Origin of the sequence: Apilactobacillus kunkeei (assembly GCF_005930975.1) — a bacterium.
In the GTDB taxonomy this organism is placed as follows: Bacteria; Bacillota; Bacilli; order Lactobacillales; family Lactobacillaceae; genus Apilactobacillus; species Apilactobacillus kunkeei_E.
This window is the reverse complement of sequence record NZ_VBSE01000043.1, coordinates 186,493-209,711: the sequence shown is the minus strand read 5'-3', so window position 1 is coordinate 209,711 and position 23,219 is coordinate 186,493. Positions and strand designations below refer to the sequence as shown.

The following is a 23,219-nucleotide window of genomic DNA, read 5'->3' as shown; positions in this document are numbered from 1 at the left end:
AATGGCAACTTCACACATTGAGCATAAACTTAGATTATTACCAGACTTACCCGGATGTTATCTGATGAAGAATAAACTAGGTAAAATTATTTACGTTGGTAAGGCTAAAAATCTAAAAAATCGTGTTAGGTCATATTTTAAGAGTAGCCATGAGGGAAAGACAGCCAAATTGGTTTCACAAATTAGGGACTTTGAAACTATTATTACGACTAATGACAAAGAAGCATTCTTACTAGAAATTACTTTGATTCAAAAACATCGACCTTACTATAACATTCAGTTAAAACAAGGCAATGGTGGATACCCATACATTAAAATTACAAATGAACGAGATCCACAATTAAAGATTGTTAATACAATAAAAAAAGACGGTGGATACTACTTTGGCCCTTATCCAAATGTATATGCTGCTGATGAAACATTGCATTTCCTACAAAAGGTTTATCCTTTAAGAAGATGTAACGGTTATCAACATCGACCTTGTCTTTATTATCACATGGGACAATGTTTAGGAGCTTGTTTTAAAAAGGTACCTAAGTCTGAATATCAAAATCAAATTCGCCACATTAAGTCGTTTTTAAATGGTGATGTAGGGATTGCCAAAAAGATGTTGACTGAAAAGATGAAAATTGCCGCAGATTCTTTGCAATATGAACGTGCTGCTGAAATTAGGGATCAATTGAAGTACATTGAAATAACTGTGGAAAAACAAAAAATTATTTCAAATGACACCACACCTCGTGACATCTTTAATTACTATGTGAACCACGGATGGATTTCAATTCAAATCTTCTTTATCAGACAAGCTAGACTGTTAAAACGGGTTAAGCGTAGTTTTCCAATTGTCGACGATCCGGTTGAAACAATGGAGGATTTTATTGGTCAATTTTATTCTGAAGAAGATCACCAAACCCCAAAAGAGGTTTTAATCCCAGAAACTTTGGATGCCGATTTGATTTCAGAAGCCATTGGGACACCGGTTAGGGTTCCGCAAAGAGGTCAAAAGAAAGACTTAATCGATATGGCACAAAAGAATGCCAAGTTAGTCTTGGATGAAAAATTCCGTTTGATGGAACTGGATAACATCAAGACTAAGGGAGCTGCTGATGAATTGGCAGTTGCCTTGAATATTTCTTCAGCTAAAACGATAGAAGCATTTGACCATTCACATATTCAAGGTGCTGACATTGTTTCAGCCATGATTCAGTTTGTGGATGGTAAACCTAATAAGAATGCTTATCGTAAATATAAATTACGCAACGAAGATCATGCTGATGAAGCAGCAAGTACCAGAGAAGTTATTAGAAGAAGATATACCAGACTTTTGAAAGAACATGCTGACTTGCCGGATCTAATTTTAATGGATGGTGGAGAAATCCAGTTAAATGCGGTTAAGGATGTTTTGGAAAACGAGTTAGGCTTGGAAATTCCGGTTGCTGGAATGGTTAAAAACGATAAACATAAGACTGCCGACTTATTATTTGGACAATTGGATGAACATATTTCATTGAATCCGAAGAGTCAGGCATTCTATCTTGTTCAAAGAATTCAAGACGAAGTTCATAGATTTGCCATTAACTTCCATCGTCAAGTTCACACTAAGCATTCACTTAGCTCAGAACTTGATACAATTGAGGGAGTTGGACCAAAAACTAGAAGTAAGTTATTGAACAAGTTTAAGACAATGAATAAAATTGCCAACGCTCCAATTAATGAAATTGAAGCATTGGGTATTAATTCTAAAACAGCAAAGAATATCAAATACTCATTAAATAATATTGAAAAATGATGTGGACTGTTTACGGTCTTTAAAAATAAAGTTATACTATGTATAAAATAAAAAGTAGAGCGGAGATAACATGTTTGTTGATCAAGTAAAAATTAATGTAAAGTCAGGAAAAGGTGGTAACGGAATCGTTGCCTTCAGAAGAGAAAAATACGTTCCAAACGGTGGACCTGCTGGTGGTGATGGTGGCCGCGGAGGAAGCGTTATTTTTGCTGTGGACACAGGGATGAACACCTTGATGGACTTCAGATATAAGCGTAAGTTTGCCGCTAAAAATGGGGCAGACGGTGGAAATAAACGAATGACCGGAAAGAGTGCCGAAGATTTATATATTTATCTTCCGGAAGGAACATCATTATATAATGATGATACTAACCAATTATTATTTGACTTGGTAAATCCTGAAGATGAGTACGTTGCATTGAAAGGTGGACGTGGTGGACGTGGAAACACCCATTTCGCATCTGCCAAGAACTCAGCACCGGAAATTGCCGAAAACGGTGAACCTGGTGAAGAATTAAACATTCGTTTAGAATTAAAAGTATTGGCTGATGTTGGATTAGTTGGATTCCCATCAGTTGGTAAGTCAACACTACTATCTACAATTACTAGTTCCAAACCTAAGGTTGCTGAATACCACTTTACAACCTTGGTACCTAACCTAGGGATGGTTAGACTAGATGACGGTAGAGACTTTGTAATTGCTGATTTACCAGGATTGATTGAAGGAGCTTCTTCTGGAATTGGTTTAGGTTTCCAATTCTTACGTCATGTTGAAAGAACTCGTGTAATCTTGCACTTAGTTGATATGAGTGGTCAAGAAGGAAGAGATCCTTACGTTGACTACAAGAAGATTAACGATGAATTAGCTAAGTACGATGAAAATCTGCTAAAACGACCACAAATCGTAGTAGCAACTAAGATGGATATGCCTGATGCTGCTGAAAATCTAGAAACATTTAAAGAACAAATTAAAGACGACGAATTAGCTCACGAAGTGTTAGCTATTTCTTCAATCACTCATGAAGGACTTAAGGAATTAATTTCTAAGACTTCAGACTTATTGGAAACTACTCCTAAGTTCCCAATCACTGACGTTGAAGACGTTGATGAAGAAGTTGAATACAATGCTGATGATGAAGAAGCACCATTCAACATCAGACGTGATGAAGACGGTGTTTGGGTTCTTTATGGTAAGAAGATTGAACGTCTATTCCAAATGACAGATACAACTCACGACCAAAGTATGCTACGTTTCGCAAGACAACTTAAGGGAATGGGTGTTGATGATGCACTAAGAGAACATGGCGCAAAAGACGGCGACATGGTTGCAATTCTAGACTTCACATTCTCATTTGTGGACTAATAAAAGTAGATGGGACTAATCCCATCTTTTTTTATGTGCTACAATTTATATATCGAATATTACGAATAGAAAAGGAAAAATGAATTTATGCAATTAGAATTTTTAGGAACTGGATCAGGGGTTCCAGGTAAATTTAGAAATGTGGCAGCAACGGCATTAAAACTATTGGATGAATGTAACTCAGTATGGTTGTTTGATTGTGGTGAAGGCACTCAACAACAAATCTTGAGATCTAACTTAAAGCCTCGTAAAATCAATAAAATTTTTATTACTCACTTACACGGTGATCATATTTTTGGGTTACCAGGTCTGCTAAGTTCACGTTCATTCCAAGGTGGCGACACGCCATTAACAATTTATGGACCAAAGGGAATCGAGGACTTTGTTCGTGTAAGTTTAGCAGTATCTCAAACTAAACTTTCGTACAAAATTAATTTTGAAGAATTAACACAACCAGGTGTTGTTTTTGAAGATGATAAATTTAAGGTAACAATGGGTGAATTAGATCATCAAATTACTTGTTATGGTTTTAGAGTTGAAGAAAAAGACCACCAAGGTGAACTACTAGTTGATAAGTTAAAGGAAGCAAATATTCCTTCTGGTCCGGTATACGGAAAGATTAAGAATGGGGAAACTGTTACTTTAGATGACGGTAGAGAAATTAATGGTCAAGATTTCATTGGACCAGCTCAAAAGGGTAGAACAGTTACCATCATTGGTGATACTAGAAGCAACCCAACTAGCTATAACTTGGCTCAAAATTCTGATGTATTGGTTCACGAAAGTACATTTGGTAAGGGTGAAAGTAGATTGGCTCACAACTACTACCATTCAACCAACATGCAAGCTGCGAAGTTAGCAACTAAAGCTAATGTTGGTCGTCTATTACTTACTCATGTTTCGGCCAGATATACAGGTAAAATGGCTTATGAATTACAAAATCAAGCAAAAACTGTCTTTAATAACACTAAGGTTGTTAAGGACTTCGACGTGATAGATATACCATTTGAAAAAAATAATTAAAACAAAAGGATTGATTAGATGATCTCCGCTAATTTTGATTGGAAACATACGAATACGAAACTCTCAAACGATGCTGAGAAAATTGGGAAATCGCTATCGATTAGCCCAAGAATCGTTGAATCATTGATTGAGAAGGGATACGACAGTGAAGACAAGATAAATGGTTTCTTAAACCCTCAGTTGAGTGATCTAAGAGATCCTTTTTTGTTGCACGATATGGAAAAAGCATGTAAACGAATTTTTAGTGCGATCGAAAACGATGAAAAGATCACCGTTTATGGGGATTATGATGCTGATGGAATTACAAGTACATCAGTGATGTTTGAAACACTAGAAAATTTGGGTGCCAACGTTGAATACTTTGTTCCTAATCGTTTTACAGACGGTTATGGACCAAACCCTGAGGTATACAAGCGTATAATTAATGACGGGACTAAGTTAATGGTAACCGTTGATAACGGTGTCTCTGGTAAAGAATCAATCGATGTCGCTAATGAAATGGGATGTGATGTTATCATTACTGATCACCATCAAATGCCAGAAGAACTACCTGATGCTTATGCGATTGTGCATGCTAGATATCCTGGCCATGAATACCCATTTGGCGAATTCTCAGGTGTGGGAATCGCTTTTAAAGTTGCAACTGCTCTATTGGGGGAACTACCAGAAGAATTCTTAGATTTAGCTGCAATTGGGACCGTTGCCGATTTGGTTTCCTTAACCGATGAAAACAGAGTGATTGTGAAGTACGGTCTACAAATGATTGCTAACACTGAACGTCCAGGATTATACAGCTTAGCTAAGCTAGCCGGGATTAAAGAAGTTGTTAACGAACAAAGCATTGGTTTTGGATTAGCACCTCGTTTGAATGCATTAGGTCGAATGGGTAGTGCAAGTTCTGGGGTTGAACTATTAACAACCTTTGATGATATTAAGGCTGAAGAATTAGCAAAGGACACTGAAAACCAAAATAAAAAGCGTCGTAAATTTGTTGAAGACATCAGTACTGAAGCAATTATTCAAGCACAAACTCAACCAGAAAGTGCAGTGTTGGTCGTATATGGTCAAAATTGGCATGAAGGGGTTGTTGGAATCGTTGCCAGTCGTCTGGTAGAGCAATTCCATAAACCAAGCATAGTAATGAATTTGGATACTAATACCAGAATTCTAAAGGGGTCAGGTAGAAGTGTCGATGGATTTAATTTATTCGATGCGATCAATGGTATGAGGAATCAAATGGTTTCATTTGGTGGACATGAAATGGCTGTTGGACTAAGCATCAAAGAAGATGACGTCACGGCATTCACTGAACACTTAGATGAATATGCTAAGGAACACGAATTATTAGACCAAGTTAAAGCACCATTGAACATTTTTGCGGACTTAAGTTGTAGTGATGTAAACGAAGACTTGTTTAACCAAGTTCAATTATTGGCACCGTTTGGTACCGACAATGAATTCCCAGTATTCGAATTTACACCACAAAACGTTACTAACGTTCAAACAATGGGTAAGGATAATAGCCATCTAAAATTTCAAATGGTTGATCATGGTAGCAAGGTCAATGTACTAGCGTTTAAGAATGGTGCACTATCTGACGACCTATTGGCCAATAGTGATTCAATGAAAGTTGCTGGTCACTTGGAAAAGAATACCTGGAAGGGTCGCACGACTATTCAAATTATGTTGGATGATATGTACAGTAGCGGTGTTGAAATTGTTGATAAAAGAACACAAGTTGTTGCAAAGGAAATGTTTGAACCGGCTGCTGCATACTTGTTCTTTAATGAAAAGCTTTACAACAAATTGCGTCCATTTGTAGGCTCTGACTCCACGGTTGGTTTATATCCTGATTTGTCTTCATTTGATAAATTTGATAATATAATAATTGTTGATTGTCCTAGTGATATTTCACATTTGAAGGATGCTTTAAGTGAAATTAGTTTTAATAGCGTGACATTTTACCTTTTTAAAAATCATTATATTTTGAAAAAAGGGATGCCAAACCGTGCTCAATATGCTAAACTATTTAAGTTCATTAAGACGCATAACAACATTCAGATACATGATAAAGTAGATGAAATTAGTCGCTATTTAGGCATTGACCGTGATATGTTTATTTTCATGGTAGATGTATTTAATGAATTAAATTTCGTTTATATTAATGATGGAATTATGAATTATAATCCTGATCTGGTAAATAGTGATTTATCTAATAGTCGCGCATACCAGAATAGAGAGAAACAAATCGAAGCTGAGAAACGACTTTTAACGATTAGTAAAGAGAAGTTTAAACAAGATATTCGCATTTGTTTGGGTTAATGAAAGGAAGTTATTGGCTAATGGCACTTGATTTGCATGACTATATTGCAAGTTACGAAGATTTTCCAGAACCTGGTGTTTTATTTAGAGATATATCACCATTAATGGAAGATGGACAAGCATATCACCAAGCTACCGATGAGATAGTAAAATATGCTAAAGAAAAGAAAGTCGACTTAATCGTTGGCCCCGAAGCGCGTGGCTTCATTGTTGGTTGTCCAGTTGCTTATGATTTAGGGATTGGATTTGTACCAGCAAGAAAGAAGGGTAAGTTACCTGGTAAGACGGTTAGTGCTTCATACGGATTAGAATATGGAAAGTCATCACTTTATCTACATTCAGATGCCGTAAAGCCTGGTCAAAGAGTACTTATCACTGATGATTTACTTGCAACTGGTGGAACAATTGAAGCAACAATCAAGATTGTTGAACAACTTGGTGGAATTGTTGTAGGAGCTGCTTTCATTGTTGAAATTGAAGCATTAAAGGGTAGAGAAAAGATTAAGGATTACGATATTCTTAGCTTACTAAAATACTAAAATTATTGGATGCTTATTGCATCCTTATTATGGAGAGTTGGCAGAGCGGTAATGCATCGGACTCGAAATCCGACGAACCGGTAATACCGGCGGGCAGGTTCGACTCCTGTACTCTCCTTTTGATATTTTCATGATCATAAATGTAAAAGAAAAAAGCACCTTACTATACAGATAGTAGGGTGCTTTTTATTTAGGAATTTCAATTTAAGCTAAATACTTTTTTATCAATTATTAAAAAAAGAAGAATTTTTAAAATGCATGCAAGAAATTGCATTGTTGCTGCTTGTAATATGTAAAGGACAAAACTTAATATGAATAATACGAGAGAAATCATCACTTTTTTCAAATCTACTTTACGGATGAAGAATGAAATGATTTGAATTAATGCTAACAATACAAACAAAAGTTGAATAACAATTACTGAATCTATTTTTAAATTATTTGAGTAAGTTTCAGCTGAGTACCAGTTAGAACAAACTCCAAACATTTTAAATACAATTAATGAAAAGTTTATCAATGTGCATATCAGTTTAATAAAAATTGATGACCCCTTTTTCACATATAACATACTCCTATTATTATACATGTGTAATTGTGACATCCTTAATCATATCACCGTAGAAAATAATCAAATTATTATATATCTTCGATTTAAATTAGATTTAAGGTTAAAACACTATTATTAACATGTAACTATTTCATAATGATTACAAAATATGAAAATAGATAGATTTATGAAATTTTAATGCTATACTAAAAATATAATAATCGCAAAGAAAAGAGTGGTGATTATGCCGAAAAAAAGATATCTAATCATAGGAGCAGTTCTTGCTTTAATTTTGATTTTTGTTCAAATGGGTTCACTTTCTAAAAAGACCCTAGCAGCAACTAATAACAATACCAAACGAATTGGATTATCATTGGATTGTTCAAGAACATACTACGCACCATCAACAATCAAGAAGTACATTAATTTACTTAAAAAAGATCACGGTACATATCTTCAACTTCACTTAAATGATAATGAGAGATATGGTGTTGAAAGTTCTACTTTGGGTCAAACCGTTAAGAACTCATATGAAAAAAATGGTGTTTACTACAACAAAAAGACTAAAAGAGCGTTTTTAACCAAGGATCAATTATTGGATATCATTCAATATGGGTACATGAATGGCATTGAAGTTATACCAGAAATTGACCTTCCAGGTCATGACCAATCAATCATCAAACTTCTTTCATACACCTCTTCTGGTAAGAAGTTAGCTAAACAATTGGATAACAAAGATGGTTATAACGAAATGTACTACCACAAGAAGGCGACTCTAGATTTTTCTAAGAAACTTTTGAGTGAATACGTAGGATTATTACCAAAGGGATACCACATTATTGTTGGTGCTGATGAAATCACCATTAATAATCGTAGTGACCAAAATGCTGCTGTTAAATACATCAATGCAATTGATGATTACGTTAAACAACATAATTTAAAACTTGAAATGTGGAATGATAGTTTCCATAAAGCGGTTTTAAATAAGTATCACAAGGATATTTTGATTAATTACTGGAGTTTAACTGGTGAGGTTAGTTCAAGTAAGGACCGTAAGGATAACATCAGAATGCGTGCCACTTTGCCTGAACTAAACAAGGCCGGTTTTAAGACAATTAACTACAATAATTACTACCTATACATGATTACAGATCCTACTTCATTCACAAAAGAATCAAAGAAAATTTGGACAAGTGAATTTAAGAAGTGGAAGATGAGCATGTGGAATGACCAATCCAAAAAGAATCTTGCTAAGAGCAAGAACAATATTGGAGCGGCATTCTCAATCTGGGGTGAATATCCTAACCAATACACAGGTGAACAAACCTACCAAAAGACTTATTACTATGCTGATAAATTCCTAAAGTCTAAAAAACAATTTGAAAAATAAAAGACGCACTTAACGGTGCGCCTTTTTGTTATTTCTTTTGTGAATAACGTTGTTTCATAGTACAATTAAAATAATATTTATATGAAGGTGTGGATTATCATTATGAATGTTGGAATTGACAAGATGAGTTTTTACTCATCAGATATGTATTTAGATATGGTCGATCTAGCTAACGCTAGAAACGAAGACCCAAACAAGTATTTGATTGGAATTGGCCAAAAGAAACAAGCTGTAATTCCAAATACCCAAGATGTTGTCACAATGGCAGCAAATGCTTGTACCAAGATTATTGATGATGATAATCGTAAAAAAATTGATTTAATTATTTTTGGAACAGAAACCGGGGTAGATAACTCCAAATCTGCTGCCATTTACTTACAAAACATGTTAGGGTTAAACCGTCGAGCTCGTGCTTTTGAAATCAAACAAGCTTGTTATGGTGCAACTGCTGGTCTTCAAATGGCCAAAGAATATGTGCAAAACCATCCTGAAAGACAAGCCTTAGTAATTGGTGCCGATATTGCTAGATACGGTATTAAGACACCTGGTGAAGTTACTCAAGGTGGGGGTGCCGTTGCCATGGTAATTTCTGCTAACCCCTTAATTGCCGAATTCGATGGCCCAAGCACATTCTATTCTGATGATGTAATGGACTTCTGGAGACCATTGTACAGAACAGAAGCCGTTGTTGATGGTCATTATTCAAACGATGTTTACGTTGATTTCTTCAAGAAGACATGGGATGAATACAAGGAAATCACTGGGCAAACCATTGCCGATTTCAAAGCAATGACATTCCATTTACCTTATCCAAAGATGGGAATCAAGGCACTAAGATCAATCATTGATGAAGCCGATGAAGAACAACAAGTTAACTTGAAGAAAGAATTCGAACAAGGTCGTATTTACAACGAAAATGTTGGTAACCTATACACCGGTTCATTGTATTTGAACTTCCTATCATTAATTAATAACTCAGATGATTTACAATCTGGTGATCGTATTGCGTTATTCAGTTATGGTTCTGGTGCACAGGGTGAATTTTTCCCAATGAAACTAAAGGATAACTTTAGAAATGATGAATTAGCTAAATCATTAGATGATGCTTTGAAGTCAAGAAAACAAGTTTCTGTTGAAGACTACGAAGAAATCTTTACTAACTGGATTCCAATCGCTGATGGTGATATCAAGTTGGATACTAGTAATGATAAGGCGGAATTTTTCCTTGAAGGGGTAAAAGACCACCAAAGAATTTATGGAAGAAAGTAGGAGACTGACATGAAATTATATTTAGCAGGACCATTTTTCGATGATGAACAAATTGACCGTATTCAAAGAATTGAAAAGGCATTGGATAACAATCCTTCAGTTTCAGAATACTTTAGCCCAAGAAACTCAAATGTAAACGACGGGGAAGAAATTGGTAGTAGCCAATGGTCTAAAGATGTTTTTCAACTTGATGTGGATGAAATAAAAAAAGCTGATGCCGTTATCGCGATTATCGACTTTGTAGGCGACAATGTTGACAGCGGTACAGCCTTCGAAATTGGGTATGCTTATGCAATTGATAAACCAGTTGTTTTATTCCATGAAAAAGATGCGATTGTTAACTTGATGTTATCAAACGGATCAAAATCATATCTAACAAAGGTATCCGATGTTGAAAAATTTGATTTCCAAGAAATGCCTGAATATCACTACGAAGGTGAAGTATTTTAAAAAATACTGTCACGGTATAATCCGACAACCTTACCAACGATTGATACATGATCCAATATGATTGGAGCTAAGTTATCGTTTTCAGGTTGTAAGCGATAGTGATTGGATTCCTTGAAGAATCGTTTGCAAGTGACTTCGTTTTCATCAGTCATTGCAATAACTATATCACCATTTTCAGCAGTTGATTGCTTTTTAACGATGACTTTATCACCGTTTAAAATACCGATGTTGATCATACTTTCACCTTGAATGACTAACATGAAAACATCATCTGAGTTTTCGTATTGGTCGGGCATTGAGAAGTACTCTGATGTATCTTCAACCGCTAGGATTGGTTCACCAGCAGCAACGGTACCTAAAACAGGGATTTCACCAGGGTGAGTGTTAACACCAATTTTCTTAAGACCATCTTCGGTGATTTCAAGTGCTCTTGGTTTAGCAGGATTTTTAACGATAAAACCCTTCTTTTCAAGGCGACTTAAATGACCGTGGACGGTTGATGTGGATGAAAGATTAACGGCTTCACCTATTTCTCTTACTGTAGGAGGATAGCCTTGGCTATTGATTCTTTTCCAGATAAATTCTAAAATAGCTAATTGTTTAGAAGTCTTTTCTTCTTTTGAAAAAGTCACATAAATACCCCGTTTCTTGTAATATAATAGCTTTAATATAGCATAACGGGAAAATAAAAACAAATGTTCGCAAAGGAGATAATTAAATGTCAGAAGCAGAAGATCCAATTTTAAAGAAACTTATTCCACGTATTAACGAATTAGCACACAAAGCTAAGGAAAGTGGATTGACTAAGGAAGAAGAAGCTGAAAGAGCTGACCTTAGAAAACAATACCTAAAACGCTTTAAAGAAAACATGAGAAGCCAAATTGAAATGGTTCAAGTTTTCAATAAAGAAGGTAAAGAAGTTACACCAGAAAAGGTTAAGGAAGTTCAACGTAAAAAAGGTTTACGTGACGATTAAAACTTTTTTTGAATTTAATAATTAAGTTGTGTAAAATTAATATTAGTAACTAACGGGAGGAGGAAGAATTATGTCAACATTCTTATGGATTATCCTAATTCTTTTAGCTTTAATCGTAGGTTTGATCGGTGGATTCTTCATGGCACGTAAGTACATGGAAAAATATCTTAAAGATAATCCCCCAATTAACAAGGATCAATTAAGAGCAATGATGCTACAAATGGGTCAAAAACCTTCAGCTAAGAAGTTAAATCAAATGATGAACAGTATGAAGGCTAACGCCAAATAAATAAAAAAGACTTAATTCAAAGATTAAGTCTTTTTTTATTGCTTATTTTTTTGATGAAGGATCAACGTACTTAAAGTCAGGATTAATTTCTTTATCTAATTTATCGAAAGCATCTTGCATTTGCTGTTCGACTGCTTTTTGACCTTCTTCGTTTAGCTTAATTGATTTGTCCAAGTAAATAGGATCACCAAAGTTGATGACAGCTTTCTTACGTGAGAACAAACTCTTAAATGTAAGTGGACCTTGGTAAACAGCAGGAAGTAAAGGTGCTTTAGAAAGCTTGGCGATCAAAGTAGCGCCACCTTTTAGAGCCTGAGAATGTCTAGTTCCTGAAGGGAAAATGATTAGTGACTTATCAGTGTTTTGAAGAATCTTAACAGGTTCCTTAATTACTGATGGACCAGGATTTTCACGATCAACACTTAATACGTTTGCATGTCTTAATACGTATGCTAAAAGTGGATTTTTGAATAGTTCCTTTTTAGCGATGAAAGCAAATTCTTTAGGACTTGCTGCTAGGGCAAAGTACAATGGATCAAACCATGTACGGTGCGGTGCAACTAATATGTAATTGCCTTCCGGAATTCTTTGTTTATTTTCAAACTTAGGCATTCCGTTAATTGGATATAAAATGATTCTACATAAGAACTTTAAAAAAGAATACATTAAATAAACTCCTCTCGTACTTTATTATTTAATAGTATTCTATTATTATTGATTTATGCAAGAAAAAAATAAGGTGGAATATTCAAGTGGACGATGTTTTAAAGGAAAACGAAAGAATAGATCAACTATATAGTAATGATATAAAGATAATTCAAAATCCTGAAGTGTTCTCATTCTCTTTGGATGCTGTGCTTTTAGCAGACTTTGCTAGATTGCCCAAGAAGAGTGCTTCAAAGACTATCGATTTGTGTGCTGGCAATGGTGCAGTTGGGTTATTTATGTCACATAAAACCAATGGACATATTTACGAAATCGAACTACAAGACAAACTGGCTGACATGGCAAAACGCAGTGTTAGTCTAAATAACTTAGATGACAAGTTGACCGTTATAAATGATGACCTTGATAATACATTTGATTATGTGGAAAAGGATTCTGTTGACGTGATAACTTGTAACCCACCTTATTTTCCTGATTTAGAGGACAGTAAGAAAAATCCAAATCCATATTTAGCAATCGCTAGACATGAAATCACAACTAATCTAGATAAAATCCTAACCGTGTGTGAGGGACTTTTAAAGACCAACGCTAAAGCGTTCTTTGTTTACCGTCCTGATCGCATGCTAGAACTATTTGATGCCATGCAATCTCACAACGTAATGCCAAAAAGAATTCAATACATTTATCCACGTGAGGGAAAAGAATCAAACATGATTCTAGTTGAAGGAATTAAAGCGGGAAAGAATGGTGGAACTAAGGTACTACCACCAATTTTTGTTTATAAGGACAATTCAAACGAATATACAGATTTTGTAAGGAAGATTTTATATGGAGAATAAGTTTTATATGTATGTTTTAAAGTGTGGGGATGATTCATTATATGGAGGGTACACGACTGATTTGAAGCATCGATTAGAACAACACCAAAGCGGAAAGGGTGCTAAGTACACCCGCAATCATTTGCCCGTCGAAATGATATATTCCGAAAGTTTTGACAATAAACATGATGCTTTGAGTGCCGAGTATCATTTTAAGCATCAAAGTAGAGCCAAGAAGTTAGAATACCTAAATGAAAATGGGGTAAAGTTAGCTAAATACGGCCTAAGTCTTTAAGATACGATGTAAAGTGTTATAATTCTAACCGTAACGATGAATATTTGGAGGTTTTTGTATTGAAAATTATTGCTTATGGAATCAGAAATGATGAAATGCCATATTTAAAAGAATGGGAACAAAAAAATCCGGAAGTAGAAGTAAAGGTTGAAACTAAATTACTTGATTCATCAACTGTTGAAGAAGCCAATGGATTTGATGGTGTGGTTGCTTACCAACAAAAACCATACACGAAAGAAATTTTAGATAAATTAGGTAGCTTTAACATTAAGTATCTATCACTAAGAAACGTTGGTGTAGACAACGTTGATGCTGATGCTGCAAAAGCAAATGGGATTACTGTAACAAATGTTCCAGCATATTCTCCAAATGCAATTGCTGAACTAGCAATTACTGAAATTATGAGATTACTAAGAAATACAAAACGTTTTGAAGACAAGCAACGTTCAGGTGACTTAAGATGGGCACCTGAAATCGGTCAAGAATTAAATTCAAAGACTGTTGGTGTTTTCGGAACAGGTCGTATTGGTCACGTATTAGTTGATATCTGTCGTGGATTCGGCGCAAAAGTGATTGCATATGATCCATTTAGAAACCCTGAACTAGAAAAACAAGGTATCTACGTTGATACTCCAGACGATTTATACAAACAAGCTGATATCATTTCACTTCACGCACCAGCCGTTAAGGAAAATGAACACATGGTAAACGACAAGACTTTATCAGAAATGAAAGATGGTTCATACATTATTAACGCTGCTCGTGGTTCACTAATTGATACTGACGCGTTAATCAAGGCATTAGATTCAGGTAAACTAGCAGGTGCTGCTTTGGATACTTATGAATCAGAAGTAGGTGTCTTCAATGTTAACTTTGATAGTTTCGATGATATCTCAGATGATCGTCTAAAGAACCTAATGAGCAGAGACAATGTTTTGATTACTCCACACATTGCTTTCTACACTGAAACAGCGGTTAGAAACATGGTTACTCTATCATTGGATGCTAACAGAGACCTAATCAACACAGGTAAATCAGATAAGATTGTTAAATTGTAATATTTAGCTTGATAAATATTGGAGTTTAATATACAATAATATTCGGTATTTATTACCAATTCACACCTGTCATGACAACTCAGATAGTGCTATCGATTGATAGTTTCTGAATTGATAGATTGACGGGGAGGAAAAAACTATTTTTGGAGGGCTATTAACATGGCTGTTATTTCTATGAAACAATTACTAGAAGCTGGTGTCCACTTCGGTCACCAAACTCGTCGTTGGAACCCTAAGATGAAGAAATACATCTTTACCCAACGTAACGGAATCTACATCATCGACTTACAAAAGACTGTTAAGATGATTGATTCAGCATACAACTTTATGAAGGATGAAGCTGCTAAGGGCGCTACTGTACTATTTGTTGGTACTAAGAAGCAAGCTCAAGACTCAATCCAAGAAGAAGCTGTACGTGCAGGTCAATTCTACGTTAACCACCGTTGGTTAGGTGGAACTTTAACTAACTGGGACACTATCCAAAGTCGTATCAAGTACCTAAAGGATCTTAAGAAGATGGCTGAAGATGGTACTTTCGAAAGACTACCTAAGAAGGAAGTTGCTCTTCTAAAGAAGAAGACTGACAAGCTTGAAAAATTCCTTGGTGGTATCGAAGACATGCCTAAGATTCCAGATGTTATGTTCATCGTTGACCCTCGTAAAGAACAAATTGCTGTTCACGAAGCTCACAAGTTAAACATTCCTATCGTTGCTATGGTTGATACTAACACTGATCCAGATGACGTTGATGTTATTATCCCATCAAACGATGACGCTATTCGTGCCGTTCGTCTAATTACTGCTAAGATGGCTGACGCTATCATTGAAGGTAACCAAGGTGAAGAAAATGTTAGCGAAAGCACATTCGAAGACACTAAAGATGAAAATGAAAGTGAAGACAAGTAATATTTTTTAAATATTGATTTTGTTTGAACACTTAGGCTGACTCATGTTTTTGGACCGATAAGGCCTGGGATGAGTCGGCCTTTTTTAATATAAAACTTAAGGAGGCCATAACAATGGCAAAGATTACTGCTGCTCAAGTAAAAGAATTACGTGAAAAGACAAGTGTAGGTATGATGGATGCTAAGAAAGCTTTAGTTGCTTCAGATGGTGACGAAAAGAAAGCTCTAGAATACTTACGTGAAAAGGGTATCGCAAAAGCTGAAAAGAAGAGTGACCGTGTTGCCGCTGCTGGTTTAACTCGTGTTGTTACTCACGGTAATGATGCTGCTATCGTTGAAGTTAACGCTGAAACTGACTTCGTTTCAGGTAACGATGACTTCAAGAACCTAATTGATTTAATCGCAGCTAAGATTGTTGAAGCTAAGCCAGCTGATGTTGAAGCTGCTTTGGCACTTGACGTTGATGGTGAAACTATTAACGACAAGATCATCAACACTACTCAAATTACTGGTGAAAAGATCACTCTACGTCGTTTCGTTGTTTTAACTAAGAACGATGACGAAAGCTTTGGTCACTACCTACACAACCAAGGACTAATTGGTGCCTTAGTTCAAATTCAAGGTGTTGACGAAACTGTTGCTAAGCACGTTGCAATGCACATTGCTGCTACTAAGCCAGAATACCTAGACAGAAACGATGTTCCTCAAGACAGACTAGAAGCTGAAAGAGAAGAACTAAAGAAGGAAGCCCTACAAGAAGGCAAGCCTGAAAACATCGTTGAAAAGATGGTTGAAGGTCGTCTAAACAAGTTCCTTTCTGAAATTAGTTTAGCTGACCAAGAATTCGTTATGGACTCAGACAAGACTGTTGCTGAATATGTTAAGGAAAACGGCGGTCAACTAAAAGCCTTTGTTCGCTACGAAGTCGGTGAAGGTATTGAAAAAGAAGAAACTAACTTTGCTGATGAAGTTAACTCACAAATCAAATAATTAATGAAAAAGGATACGGATTCGTATCCTTTTTTTATACATATTTATAATTAAATAATTGCAGTTATAAACTGTTTTTCAATTTCATATTATGCTAAAATTAAATTAACGATCATGTAATGGAGGAAATTCGATGTCTGACTTAAAATATAAGCGTATTGTTTTAAAGCTAAGTGGTGAAGCACTTGCTGGTGATGAAGGTCACGGTATTAACCCACCTGTAATCAAAAAAATTGCGCAAGAAGTAAAAAATGTTTACGAACTAGGAATTCAAATTGCTATTGTTGTCGGTGGCGGTAACATGTGGCGTGGAGTAGCTGGTTCAAAAATGGGCATGGAAAGAACACAAGCTGATTACATTGGAATGTTAGCAACTGTTATGAACGGTTTAGCATTACAAGAAAATTTAGAATCACTTGGTGTTCCAACAAGAGTTCAAACCTCAATCGAAATGAGACAAATTGCTGAACCATATATTCGTAGAAAGGCAGTTCGTCATCTTGAAAAGAATCGTGTCGTTATCTTCTCTGGTGGAACAGGTAACCCATTCTTCTCAACAGATACAACTGCTGCTTTACGTGCTGCGGAAGTACATGCAGATGCTATTTTAATGGCTAAAAACGGAGTTGATGGTATTTACTCAGCTGATCCTAACAAGGATCCAAATGCTGTTAAATTTGATGAATTAACTCAAATGGATATCATTAACAAGAACCTACAAGTAATGGATACTACAGCAAGTTCATTATCAATGGACAACGATATTCCATTAGTAGTGTTTAACTTAAATGAATCCGGCAACATTGAAAAAGTTGTTAAGGGTGAAAAAATCGGAACTACAGTTAAGGGGAAATAAAGTATGGCAACTCAAAATGAAATTTTAGATACAGCAAAAGACAAGATGCAAAAGTCAATTGCATCATTAAGACAAGAATTAGCAAGTATTAGAGCAGGTCGAGCTAACGCTAGTCTTTTAAACGGTGTTACTGCTAACTACTATGGTGCACCAACACCATTAAACCAAATTGCTTCAATCACTGTCCCTGAGGCTAGAGTTATTATGGTAACTCCATATGATAAGTCAGCTTTAGATGATATTGAAAAGGGAATCCTTGAAGCTGATATTGGTATTAACCCAGCTAATGATGGTGATAACATCCGTTTAGTTGTTCCACAACTAACTGAAGAACGTAGAAAAGAAATCTCTAAGAAGGTTAAGGCTGCCGGTGAACAAGGTAAAGTTGCTATTAGAAATGTTCGTCGTGAAGCTATGGACGCTGTAAAGAAGGGTAACAAGAATGATGACTTTACAGATGACGAAACTCACGCATTAGAAGACAAGGTGCAAAAGTTGACAGATTCACAAATCAAAGATTTAGATGACGTTATTGCTGCCAAAGAAAAGGAAGTACTAAACGGATAAATTAATAAAAGGAGATGTCACCATGCAAGAACAAGAAGTTACACCAGGTACAGAGGAATTCAATAAGATGGTTTTCAAACTATCTGAAAGTATGAACGATGATACCAAGCAAGCATTGTCTTACAATGGTAATCAACTTGAAGAAATTCAAGATGGAATCTATGTTATGCCGGTATATGTTACAGACGATTTCAACATCTTTTTTGTGGTTTCACAATTAATCGAAGATGATTGGATTGTTGCGTTTACTGAAGCAACAATTGAAAATGAAACTGAAATTACAGATTTAAGTGATCCAATTCCTACGGGTGAAGGATTAAATCTTTTAGGTGAACATAGTCCAAACGACGCTAACCAATTATTAAAATATTTCGAAACTTTAGTAGAAGCTAAACGTGGCGAATGGAGATTAATCCAATAAAATAACTTTACAAATGTGGGATGAGGATTGTTTCTCATCCTTTATTTGTATTAATAGGCGAGGTATATATGTTTAAGTTTAAGAAAAAAACTACCACAGAACTTGACTACAATAATATTCCCAAACATATTGCCATTATCATGGATGGAAATGGAAGATGGGCCCAACAAAGACATTTGCCAAGAATTGCTGGACATAAAAAGGGAATGAATGTGGTAAAGGACATTACAAAAGCAGCTAGTGATTTAGGTGTGAAGGCATTAACTTTGTACGCCTTTTCTACCGAAAACTGGAAACGTCCGGATCAAGAAGTTAACTACTTGATGGACTTACCAGAGAAATTCTTCTCTACTTTTGTACCTGATTTAGTAAAAAATAACGTTAAAGTTAACGTGATGGGATATGTAGATCAATTACCTAAATCTACACAAAAAGCTATCAATGATGCCATCGAGGATACCAAGGAATGCGATGGAATGATTTTAAACTTTGCTTTAAACTATGGAAGCCAAGACGAAATCGTTACCGCAGTTCAAAAGATTGCTCAAAAGGTATCTGATGGTAGTTTAAACGTCGACGACATTAATAAGGACGTCGTTAGTGATAATCTAATGACCTCATCACTTGGTGAATTTTCTAACCCAGATTTATTAATTAGAACAAGTGGGGAAGAAAGATTATCTAACTTCTTATTATGGCAAGTTGCATACAGTGAATTTGTATTTGACGACACTAAGTGGCCTGACTACACTAAAGAAGATTTAATGAATTGTATTGCTAAGTTCCAAGGACGTCATCGTCGTTTTGGGGGATTAAAAAACAAGTAACATTAGGAGATTATTATGAAAACAAGAGTATTAACGGCAATTATTGCCTTATTATTATTTGTGCCAATAGTTTTATTGGGTGGCATTTTTATTCAAATTGGAGCAATTGCTTTAGGAATTGTTGCGATGTCTGAAGTACTAATTATGAAGAAAAAGTTAGTGATTTCACCAGAAGCAATTCTATCATTTATTGGTGTAACATTATTAATTGCACCAAGTAACTGGTTCAATGATCTACCATCATTTCTATCAGTTAACTTTTTATTCTACTTAGTAGTAATGCTATTGATGTTAAGAAATGTTGTTACTAAGAACATTTTTTCATTTGATGATGCCGGTGTAATTACAATAGCAATGTTATATATTGGAATGGGCTTTCATTACTTTATTGCTGCTAGACATGTTGGAATCGCAGTATTGTTCTACGCGTTATTTATCGTTTGGTTAACCGACTCAGGTGCATACATTTTTGGTAAGCAATTCGGTAAACACAAACTAGCTCCACATGTAAGTCCTAATAAGACATGGGAAGGATCAATTTGTGGATCATTATTAGCAACTATCATTGCTACTGCATGGATGTACTACTTCTCTGTTGGTCATACATCACTACTTGTTGCTGTTATCGTAACTCTTGTATTATCAATTGCTGGTCAATTTGGTGATTTAGTTGAATCAGCTCTTAAGAGATACTACCAAGTTAAAGATTCTGGAAAAATTTTACCAGGACATGGTGGAATTTTAGATAGATTTGATAGTTTACTATTTGTTTTGCCACTTCTTCACCTATTTGGCATTATTTAGATGTAAAGGAGTGATTTAATTGATTATCACAATACTAGCTTTCGTTATTGTTTTTGGAATTTTAGTTTTTGTTCATGAATTTGGCCACTTTATCGTTGCCAAAAGATCAGGAATAATGGTTAGAGAATTTTCTATTGGAATGGGTCCAAAGATTTTCTTTTATCGTCACAATCAAACCACGTACACAATTCGTATTCTTCCTTTAGGTGGATATGTTCGAATGGCTGGGATTGCCGATAACGATTCACAGGAACTAGATCCTGGTACTCCAGTTACACTTAAATTTAATGAACAAAATGAAGTTATTTTAATTAATACCAGTCAAAAACAAAAGACTTTAGATGGATTACCTCTTGAAGTTTCTAATGTTGATCTTGAACACAAGTTATTTATTGAGGGTTATCAAGATAATAATAAAGAAGTTAAGAGATTTAAAGTAAATCATGATGCGTTAATGGTTGAACATGACGGGACAAAAGTTCAAATTGCACCAGAAGATGTTCAATTCCAAAACGCACCAGTATTCAAAAAGTTATTAACCAATGCAGCTGGGATTGTTAATAATGTGATTTTAGCCATTGTTGCATTTACAATTTTGACATTCATGCAAGGTGGGGTGGCTTCAACCCAAAATACTGTCATTCCAATTCAAGGACATTCTGTTGCAAGGGATGCCGGAATTAAGAATGGCGACAAAATTGTTCAGGTCGATAATCAAAAGACCAACAGCTGGAATCAATTAAGCTCAGCAATTCAAGCTAGACCAGATCAAAAGATAACTTTAGTAGTTAAACGAGATGGTCAAGTTAAAATAATTAAATTAACCACTGAATCACAAAAGAACAATGGAAAAAAATATGGATTAATTGGAATTGAAAATACGGTCGATTCTAGTTTTACAACCAAACTATTCTCTGGTTTTATCAGAACTTGGAACATGACTAAGCAACTTGTGTCAGAATTGGCTTACATGGTATCTGGTCACTTTAGTTTAAATGACTTAGGTGGTCCGGTTGCAATCTATGCTTCCACGTCACAAGCTACTAAATTAGGACTACAAGGAGTAGTTTACTTTATCGCATTCTTATCAATTAACTTAGCAATTATGAATTTAATTCCAATTCCGGTCCTAGATGGTGGTAAAATATTAATGAATATAATTGAGGCTGTTAGAAGAAAACCAACTTCTGAAAAAGTCGAAACAATTGTTACCCTTATTGGTTTTGCATTCTTAGTTGTATTGATGCTACTAGTAACAATTAACGACATTCAAAGATACTTTATCCATTAAGAACATATTTAAGGAGATTTTTATGAAGCAATCAAAAATGTTAATCCCAACGCTAAAAGAAGCGCCAAAGGGTGCTGAAGCTCTTAGTCATAAGTTAATGTTAAGAGCTGGATACATTAAGCAAATTTCAGCAGGTATGTATGCATACTTGCCTTTGGCATATAAAGTAATTTCAAAAATTGAAAACATCATTCGTAAGGAAATGGACGAAATCGACGCGAATGAAACTCTTATGCCGGCAGTATTACCTGCAGAGCTTTGGGAAAAATCAGGAAGATTACAAACTTACGGTCCAGCTTTATTTAAGCTAAAGAACAGACATGACACTGATTTTATTCTAGGACCAACTCACGAAGAAACTTACACAGAAATCATTCGTGACTCAGTTAAGTCATATAAAAAACTTCCTTTAGTGTTATACCAAATTCAACCAAAATACAGAGATGAAGAACGTCCAAGAAACGGTTTACTACGTGGACGTGAATTTATCATGAAAGATGGTTATTCATTTTCAATTGATGATGCTGACCTAGATCGTATCTATAACCAAATGGAAGATGCTTACCGTAAGATTTTCGACCAAGTCGGTTTAGATTACCGTACTATCATTGGTGATGGTGGTGCTATGGGTGGTTCAGATTCAATCGAATTCTCTGCACCAGCTGCTGTTGGTGAAGATACCATCGTTTATTCAGACGATAGCGAATATGCTGCTAACCTTGAAATGGCTAAGAGCATGTACGTACCTGAAAAGTCTAATGAAACTCAGAAAGAATTAGAAAAGATTACTACTCCAAACGTAAAATCAATCGAAGATGATGTTGAACTATTAGACACAGATGCTTCAAACGTTATAAAGAGTGTTCTATTCATTGCTGACGAAAAACCAGTGATGGTTTTAGTTAGAGGTGATCACGAAGTTAACGATGTTAAGGTTAAGGGTCATCTTGGTGCTTCGTTCTTTGACTTGGCAAATGATGAACAAATTAAAGAATTTACCAACACATCAAGAGGATATGTTGGTCCATTTAACCTAGATGAATCTGTAACTGTGTTAGCAGATAACTACGTTAAAGATATGACTAATGCATTTGCTGGTGCTAATGAAGATGGGTACCACTTTGCTAACGTTAACCCAGAACGTGATTTTGAAGACGTTGCTTACGGTGACTTTAGAGAAGTTGAAGAAGGCGAAATCTCACCAGACGGTTCTGGTGTATTGAAGTTCACTCGTGGTATTGAAATTGCTCATATCTTCAAACTAGGAACTAGATACTCAAAGGACTTAGATGCAAACGTCTTGGATGAAAATGGTCGTCAAAAGCCTGTTGTAATGGGTTGTTACGGTATTGGTATTAGTAGATTACTAACTGCCATTGCTGAACAACAAGCTGATGACAATGGTTTAATTTGGCCTAAGTCAATTTCACCATTTGATATTCATTTGATTCCTGTGAATACAAAGGATGAAACTCAAGTTAGTGTTGCTGATGTTATTGAAAAAGAACTTAAGGATGAAGGCTTTGATGTTTTAACTGATGATAGAAAAGAAAGAGCCGGAGTTAAGTTTGCCGATTCAGATTTAATTGGATTACCAATCAGAGTTACTGTTGGTAAGAAAGCTAGTGAAGGAATCGTAGAAATTAAGATTAGAAAAACTGGCGAAACTGTTGAAGTTAAGCAAGAAGAAGTTGTTAACACTGTTAAAATCTTACTTAAAGATTTGAAATAAAAAAAGGGTCAGTTGAAGAGACTGACCTTTTT

Annotated in this window: 24 protein-coding genes and 1 tRNA gene; 23 read left to right on the top strand and 2 right to left on the bottom strand. The window is 35.4% G+C overall.

What is annotated here, in order from left to right:
• Position 1 precedes the first annotated feature (1 nt).
• The 9 genes from uvrC (at position 2) to FD688_RS07090 (ending at position 10,692) form a co-directional block, all read left to right on the top strand.
• Positions 2-1,789 (top strand): excinuclease ABC subunit UvrC, encoded by a 1,788-nt coding sequence (uvrC, locus tag FD688_RS07130; protein WP_138742391.1) that lies wholly within the window; start codon positions 2-4, stop codon positions 1,787-1,789.
• 70 nt (positions 1,790-1,859) lie between these two features.
• Entirely contained in the window at positions 1,860-3,152 is a 1,293-nt protein-coding gene (gene obgE, locus FD688_RS07125) for a GTPase ObgE (RefSeq protein ID WP_138742390.1), read from the top strand.
• Positions 3,153-3,239: 87 nt separating this feature from the next.
• Positions 3,240-4,175 (top strand): ribonuclease Z, encoded by a 936-nt coding sequence (gene rnz / locus FD688_RS07120; RefSeq protein WP_138742389.1) that lies wholly within the window; start codon positions 3,240-3,242, stop codon positions 4,173-4,175.
• A gap of 18 nt (positions 4,176-4,193) precedes the next feature.
• The gene (gene recJ, locus FD688_RS07115) at positions 4,194-6,497 is read left to right on the top strand and encodes a single-stranded-DNA-specific exonuclease RecJ (RefSeq protein WP_138742388.1); all 2,304 of its coding nucleotides are present in this window, start codon (positions 4,194-4,196) and stop codon (positions 6,495-6,497) included.
• A gap of 20 nt (positions 6,498-6,517) precedes the next feature.
• On the top strand, positions 6,518-7,036 hold the full coding sequence (locus tag FD688_RS07110; RefSeq protein WP_138742387.1) for an adenine phosphoribosyltransferase: 519 nt from the start codon (positions 6,518-6,520) through the stop codon (positions 7,034-7,036).
• A 31-nt stretch (positions 7,037-7,067) separates the two neighbouring features.
• Positions 7,068-7,154: transfer RNA gene (locus FD688_RS07105), tRNA-Ser, on the top strand.
• Positions 7,155-7,827: 673 nt separating this feature from the next.
• Positions 7,828-8,973 (top strand): family 20 glycosylhydrolase, encoded by a 1,146-nt coding sequence (locus tag FD688_RS07100; protein WP_138742386.1) that lies wholly within the window; start codon positions 7,828-7,830, stop codon positions 8,971-8,973.
• Positions 8,974-9,075: 102 nt separating this feature from the next.
• Positions 9,076-10,242, top strand: a complete 1,167-nt coding sequence (locus FD688_RS07095) for a hydroxymethylglutaryl-CoA synthase (protein WP_138742385.1) — start codon at positions 9,076-9,078, stop codon at positions 10,240-10,242.
• A gap of 9 nt (positions 10,243-10,251) precedes the next feature.
• Entirely contained in the window at positions 10,252-10,692 is a 441-nt protein-coding gene (locus FD688_RS07090; RefSeq protein WP_138742384.1) for a nucleoside 2-deoxyribosyltransferase, read from the top strand.
• On the opposite strand, the gene lexA is transcribed toward FD688_RS07090, so the two are convergent.
• On the bottom strand, positions 10,689-11,324 hold the full coding sequence (gene lexA, locus FD688_RS07085; protein WP_054604837.1) for a transcriptional repressor LexA: 636 nt from the start codon (positions 11,322-11,324) through the stop codon (positions 10,689-10,691). The two genes, FD688_RS07090 and lexA, sit on opposite strands and share 4 nt — an antisense overlap.
• An 86-nt stretch (positions 11,325-11,410) precedes the next feature.
• On the opposite strand from lexA, the gene FD688_RS07080 reads away from it, so the two are divergent.
• On the top strand, positions 11,411-11,668 hold the full coding sequence (locus FD688_RS07080; RefSeq protein ID WP_034531709.1) for a DUF896 domain-containing protein: 258 nt from the start codon (positions 11,411-11,413) through the stop codon (positions 11,666-11,668).
• Between the two features lie 70 nt (positions 11,669-11,738).
• The gene (locus tag FD688_RS07075) at positions 11,739-11,957 is read left to right on the top strand and encodes a YneF family protein (protein WP_034531707.1); all 219 of its coding nucleotides are present in this window, start codon (positions 11,739-11,741) and stop codon (positions 11,955-11,957) included.
• A gap of 42 nt (positions 11,958-11,999) precedes the next feature.
• Here the strand turns inward: FD688_RS07075 and FD688_RS07070 are convergent, their stop codons facing one another.
• On the bottom strand, positions 12,000-12,623 hold the full coding sequence (locus FD688_RS07070) for a lysophospholipid acyltransferase family protein (protein ID WP_054450163.1): 624 nt from the start codon (positions 12,621-12,623) through the stop codon (positions 12,000-12,002).
• A gap of 86 nt (positions 12,624-12,709) precedes the next feature.
• Between FD688_RS07070 and FD688_RS07065 the strand changes: the two genes are divergently transcribed.
• The 12 genes from FD688_RS07065 to FD688_RS07010 all read left to right on the top strand — a co-directional run bounded on the left by FD688_RS07065 (position 12,710) and on the right by FD688_RS07010 (position 23,187).
• Entirely contained in the window at positions 12,710-13,462 is a 753-nt protein-coding gene (locus tag FD688_RS07065) for a tRNA1(Val) (adenine(37)-N6)-methyltransferase (protein WP_138742383.1), read from the top strand.
• Positions 13,452-13,736, top strand: coding sequence for a GIY-YIG nuclease family protein (locus FD688_RS07060; RefSeq protein ID WP_138742382.1), 285 nt, complete (start codon positions 13,452-13,454; stop codon positions 13,734-13,736). Before FD688_RS07065 ends, FD688_RS07060 begins: the two co-directional genes overlap by 11 nt.
• A 59-nt stretch (positions 13,737-13,795) precedes the next feature.
• Positions 13,796-14,794: a D-2-hydroxyacid dehydrogenase gene (locus FD688_RS07055; RefSeq protein ID WP_054608233.1), complete on the top strand. Its 999-nt coding sequence runs from the start codon at positions 13,796-13,798 to the stop codon at positions 14,792-14,794.
• A gap of 159 nt (positions 14,795-14,953) precedes the next feature.
• Positions 14,954-15,700 (top strand): 30S ribosomal protein S2, encoded by a 747-nt coding sequence (rpsB, locus tag FD688_RS07050; RefSeq protein WP_034531696.1) that lies wholly within the window; start codon positions 14,954-14,956, stop codon positions 15,698-15,700.
• A 113-nt stretch (positions 15,701-15,813) separates the two neighbouring features.
• Entirely contained in the window at positions 15,814-16,689 is an 876-nt protein-coding gene (gene tsf / locus FD688_RS07045) for a translation elongation factor Ts (protein WP_054450157.1), read from the top strand.
• A 133-nt stretch (positions 16,690-16,822) separates the two neighbouring features.
• Positions 16,823-17,545 carry a UMP kinase gene (gene pyrH / locus FD688_RS07040; protein WP_041152361.1) on the top strand — a complete coding sequence of 241 codons (723 nt, stop codon included), beginning with the start codon at positions 16,823-16,825 and terminating at the stop codon, positions 17,543-17,545.
• A gap of 3 nt (positions 17,546-17,548) precedes the next feature.
• The gene (frr, locus tag FD688_RS07035) at positions 17,549-18,112 is read left to right on the top strand and encodes a ribosome recycling factor (RefSeq protein ID WP_138742381.1); all 564 of its coding nucleotides are present in this window, start codon (positions 17,549-17,551) and stop codon (positions 18,110-18,112) included.
• Between the two features lie 22 nt (positions 18,113-18,134).
• Complete coding sequence (locus FD688_RS07030; RefSeq protein WP_034531688.1) at positions 18,135-18,533, top strand: hypothetical protein; 399 nt, start codon at positions 18,135-18,137, stop codon at positions 18,531-18,533.
• Between the two features lie 68 nt (positions 18,534-18,601).
• A complete protein-coding gene (locus FD688_RS07025) occupies positions 18,602-19,360 on the top strand; it encodes an isoprenyl transferase (protein ID WP_138742380.1) in 759 nt (252 codons plus the stop codon).
• 15 nt (positions 19,361-19,375) lie between these two features.
• On the top strand, positions 19,376-20,164 hold the full coding sequence (locus FD688_RS07020; protein ID WP_054450153.1) for a phosphatidate cytidylyltransferase: 789 nt from the start codon (positions 19,376-19,378) through the stop codon (positions 20,162-20,164).
• A 19-nt stretch (positions 20,165-20,183) separates the two neighbouring features.
• The gene (gene rseP, locus FD688_RS07015) at positions 20,184-21,455 is read left to right on the top strand and encodes an RIP metalloprotease RseP (protein ID WP_138742379.1); all 1,272 of its coding nucleotides are present in this window, start codon (positions 20,184-20,186) and stop codon (positions 21,453-21,455) included.
• Between the two features lie 22 nt (positions 21,456-21,477).
• Positions 21,478-23,187 carry a proline--tRNA ligase gene (locus FD688_RS07010; RefSeq protein WP_138742378.1) on the top strand — a complete coding sequence of 570 codons (1,710 nt, stop codon included), beginning with the start codon at positions 21,478-21,480 and terminating at the stop codon, positions 23,185-23,187.
• Positions 23,188-23,219: the final 32 nt, after the last annotated feature.

Coding starts and splice junctions, on each gene's coding strand:
- uvrC (WP_138742391.1), top strand. CDS start 2: ATGGCAACTTCACACATTGAGCATAAACTTAGATTATTACCAGACTTA.
- obgE (WP_138742390.1), top strand. CDS start 1,860: ATGTTTGTTGATCAAGTAAAAATTAATGTAAAGTCAGGAAAAGGTGGT.
- rnz (WP_138742389.1), top strand. CDS start 3,240: ATGCAATTAGAATTTTTAGGAACTGGATCAGGGGTTCCAGGTAAATTT.
- recJ (WP_138742388.1), top strand. CDS start 4,194: ATGATCTCCGCTAATTTTGATTGGAAACATACGAATACGAAACTCTCA.
- FD688_RS07110 (WP_138742387.1), top strand. CDS start 6,518: ATGGCACTTGATTTGCATGACTATATTGCAAGTTACGAAGATTTTCCA.
- FD688_RS07100 (WP_138742386.1), top strand. CDS start 7,828: ATGCCGAAAAAAAGATATCTAATCATAGGAGCAGTTCTTGCTTTAATT.
- FD688_RS07095 (WP_138742385.1), top strand. CDS start 9,076: ATGAATGTTGGAATTGACAAGATGAGTTTTTACTCATCAGATATGTAT.
- FD688_RS07090 (WP_138742384.1), top strand. CDS start 10,252: ATGAAATTATATTTAGCAGGACCATTTTTCGATGATGAACAAATTGAC.
- FD688_RS07080 (WP_034531709.1), top strand. CDS start 11,411: ATGTCAGAAGCAGAAGATCCAATTTTAAAGAAACTTATTCCACGTATT.
- FD688_RS07075 (WP_034531707.1), top strand. CDS start 11,739: ATGTCAACATTCTTATGGATTATCCTAATTCTTTTAGCTTTAATCGTA.
- FD688_RS07070 (WP_054450163.1), bottom strand. CDS start 12,623: ATGTATTCTTTTTTAAAGTTCTTATGTAGAATCATTTTATATCCAATT.
- FD688_RS07060 (WP_138742382.1), top strand. CDS start 13,452: ATGGAGAATAAGTTTTATATGTATGTTTTAAAGTGTGGGGATGATTCA.
- rpsB (WP_034531696.1), top strand. CDS start 14,954: ATGGCTGTTATTTCTATGAAACAATTACTAGAAGCTGGTGTCCACTTC.
- tsf (WP_054450157.1), top strand. CDS start 15,814: ATGGCAAAGATTACTGCTGCTCAAGTAAAAGAATTACGTGAAAAGACA.
- pyrH (WP_041152361.1), top strand. CDS start 16,823: ATGTCTGACTTAAAATATAAGCGTATTGTTTTAAAGCTAAGTGGTGAA.
- frr (WP_138742381.1), top strand. CDS start 17,549: ATGGCAACTCAAAATGAAATTTTAGATACAGCAAAAGACAAGATGCAA.
- FD688_RS07030 (WP_034531688.1), top strand. CDS start 18,135: ATGCAAGAACAAGAAGTTACACCAGGTACAGAGGAATTCAATAAGATG.
- FD688_RS07025 (WP_138742380.1), top strand. CDS start 18,602: ATGTTTAAGTTTAAGAAAAAAACTACCACAGAACTTGACTACAATAAT.
- FD688_RS07020 (WP_054450153.1), top strand. CDS start 19,376: ATGAAAACAAGAGTATTAACGGCAATTATTGCCTTATTATTATTTGTG.
- FD688_RS07010 (WP_138742378.1), top strand. CDS start 21,478: ATGAAGCAATCAAAAATGTTAATCCCAACGCTAAAAGAAGCGCCAAAG.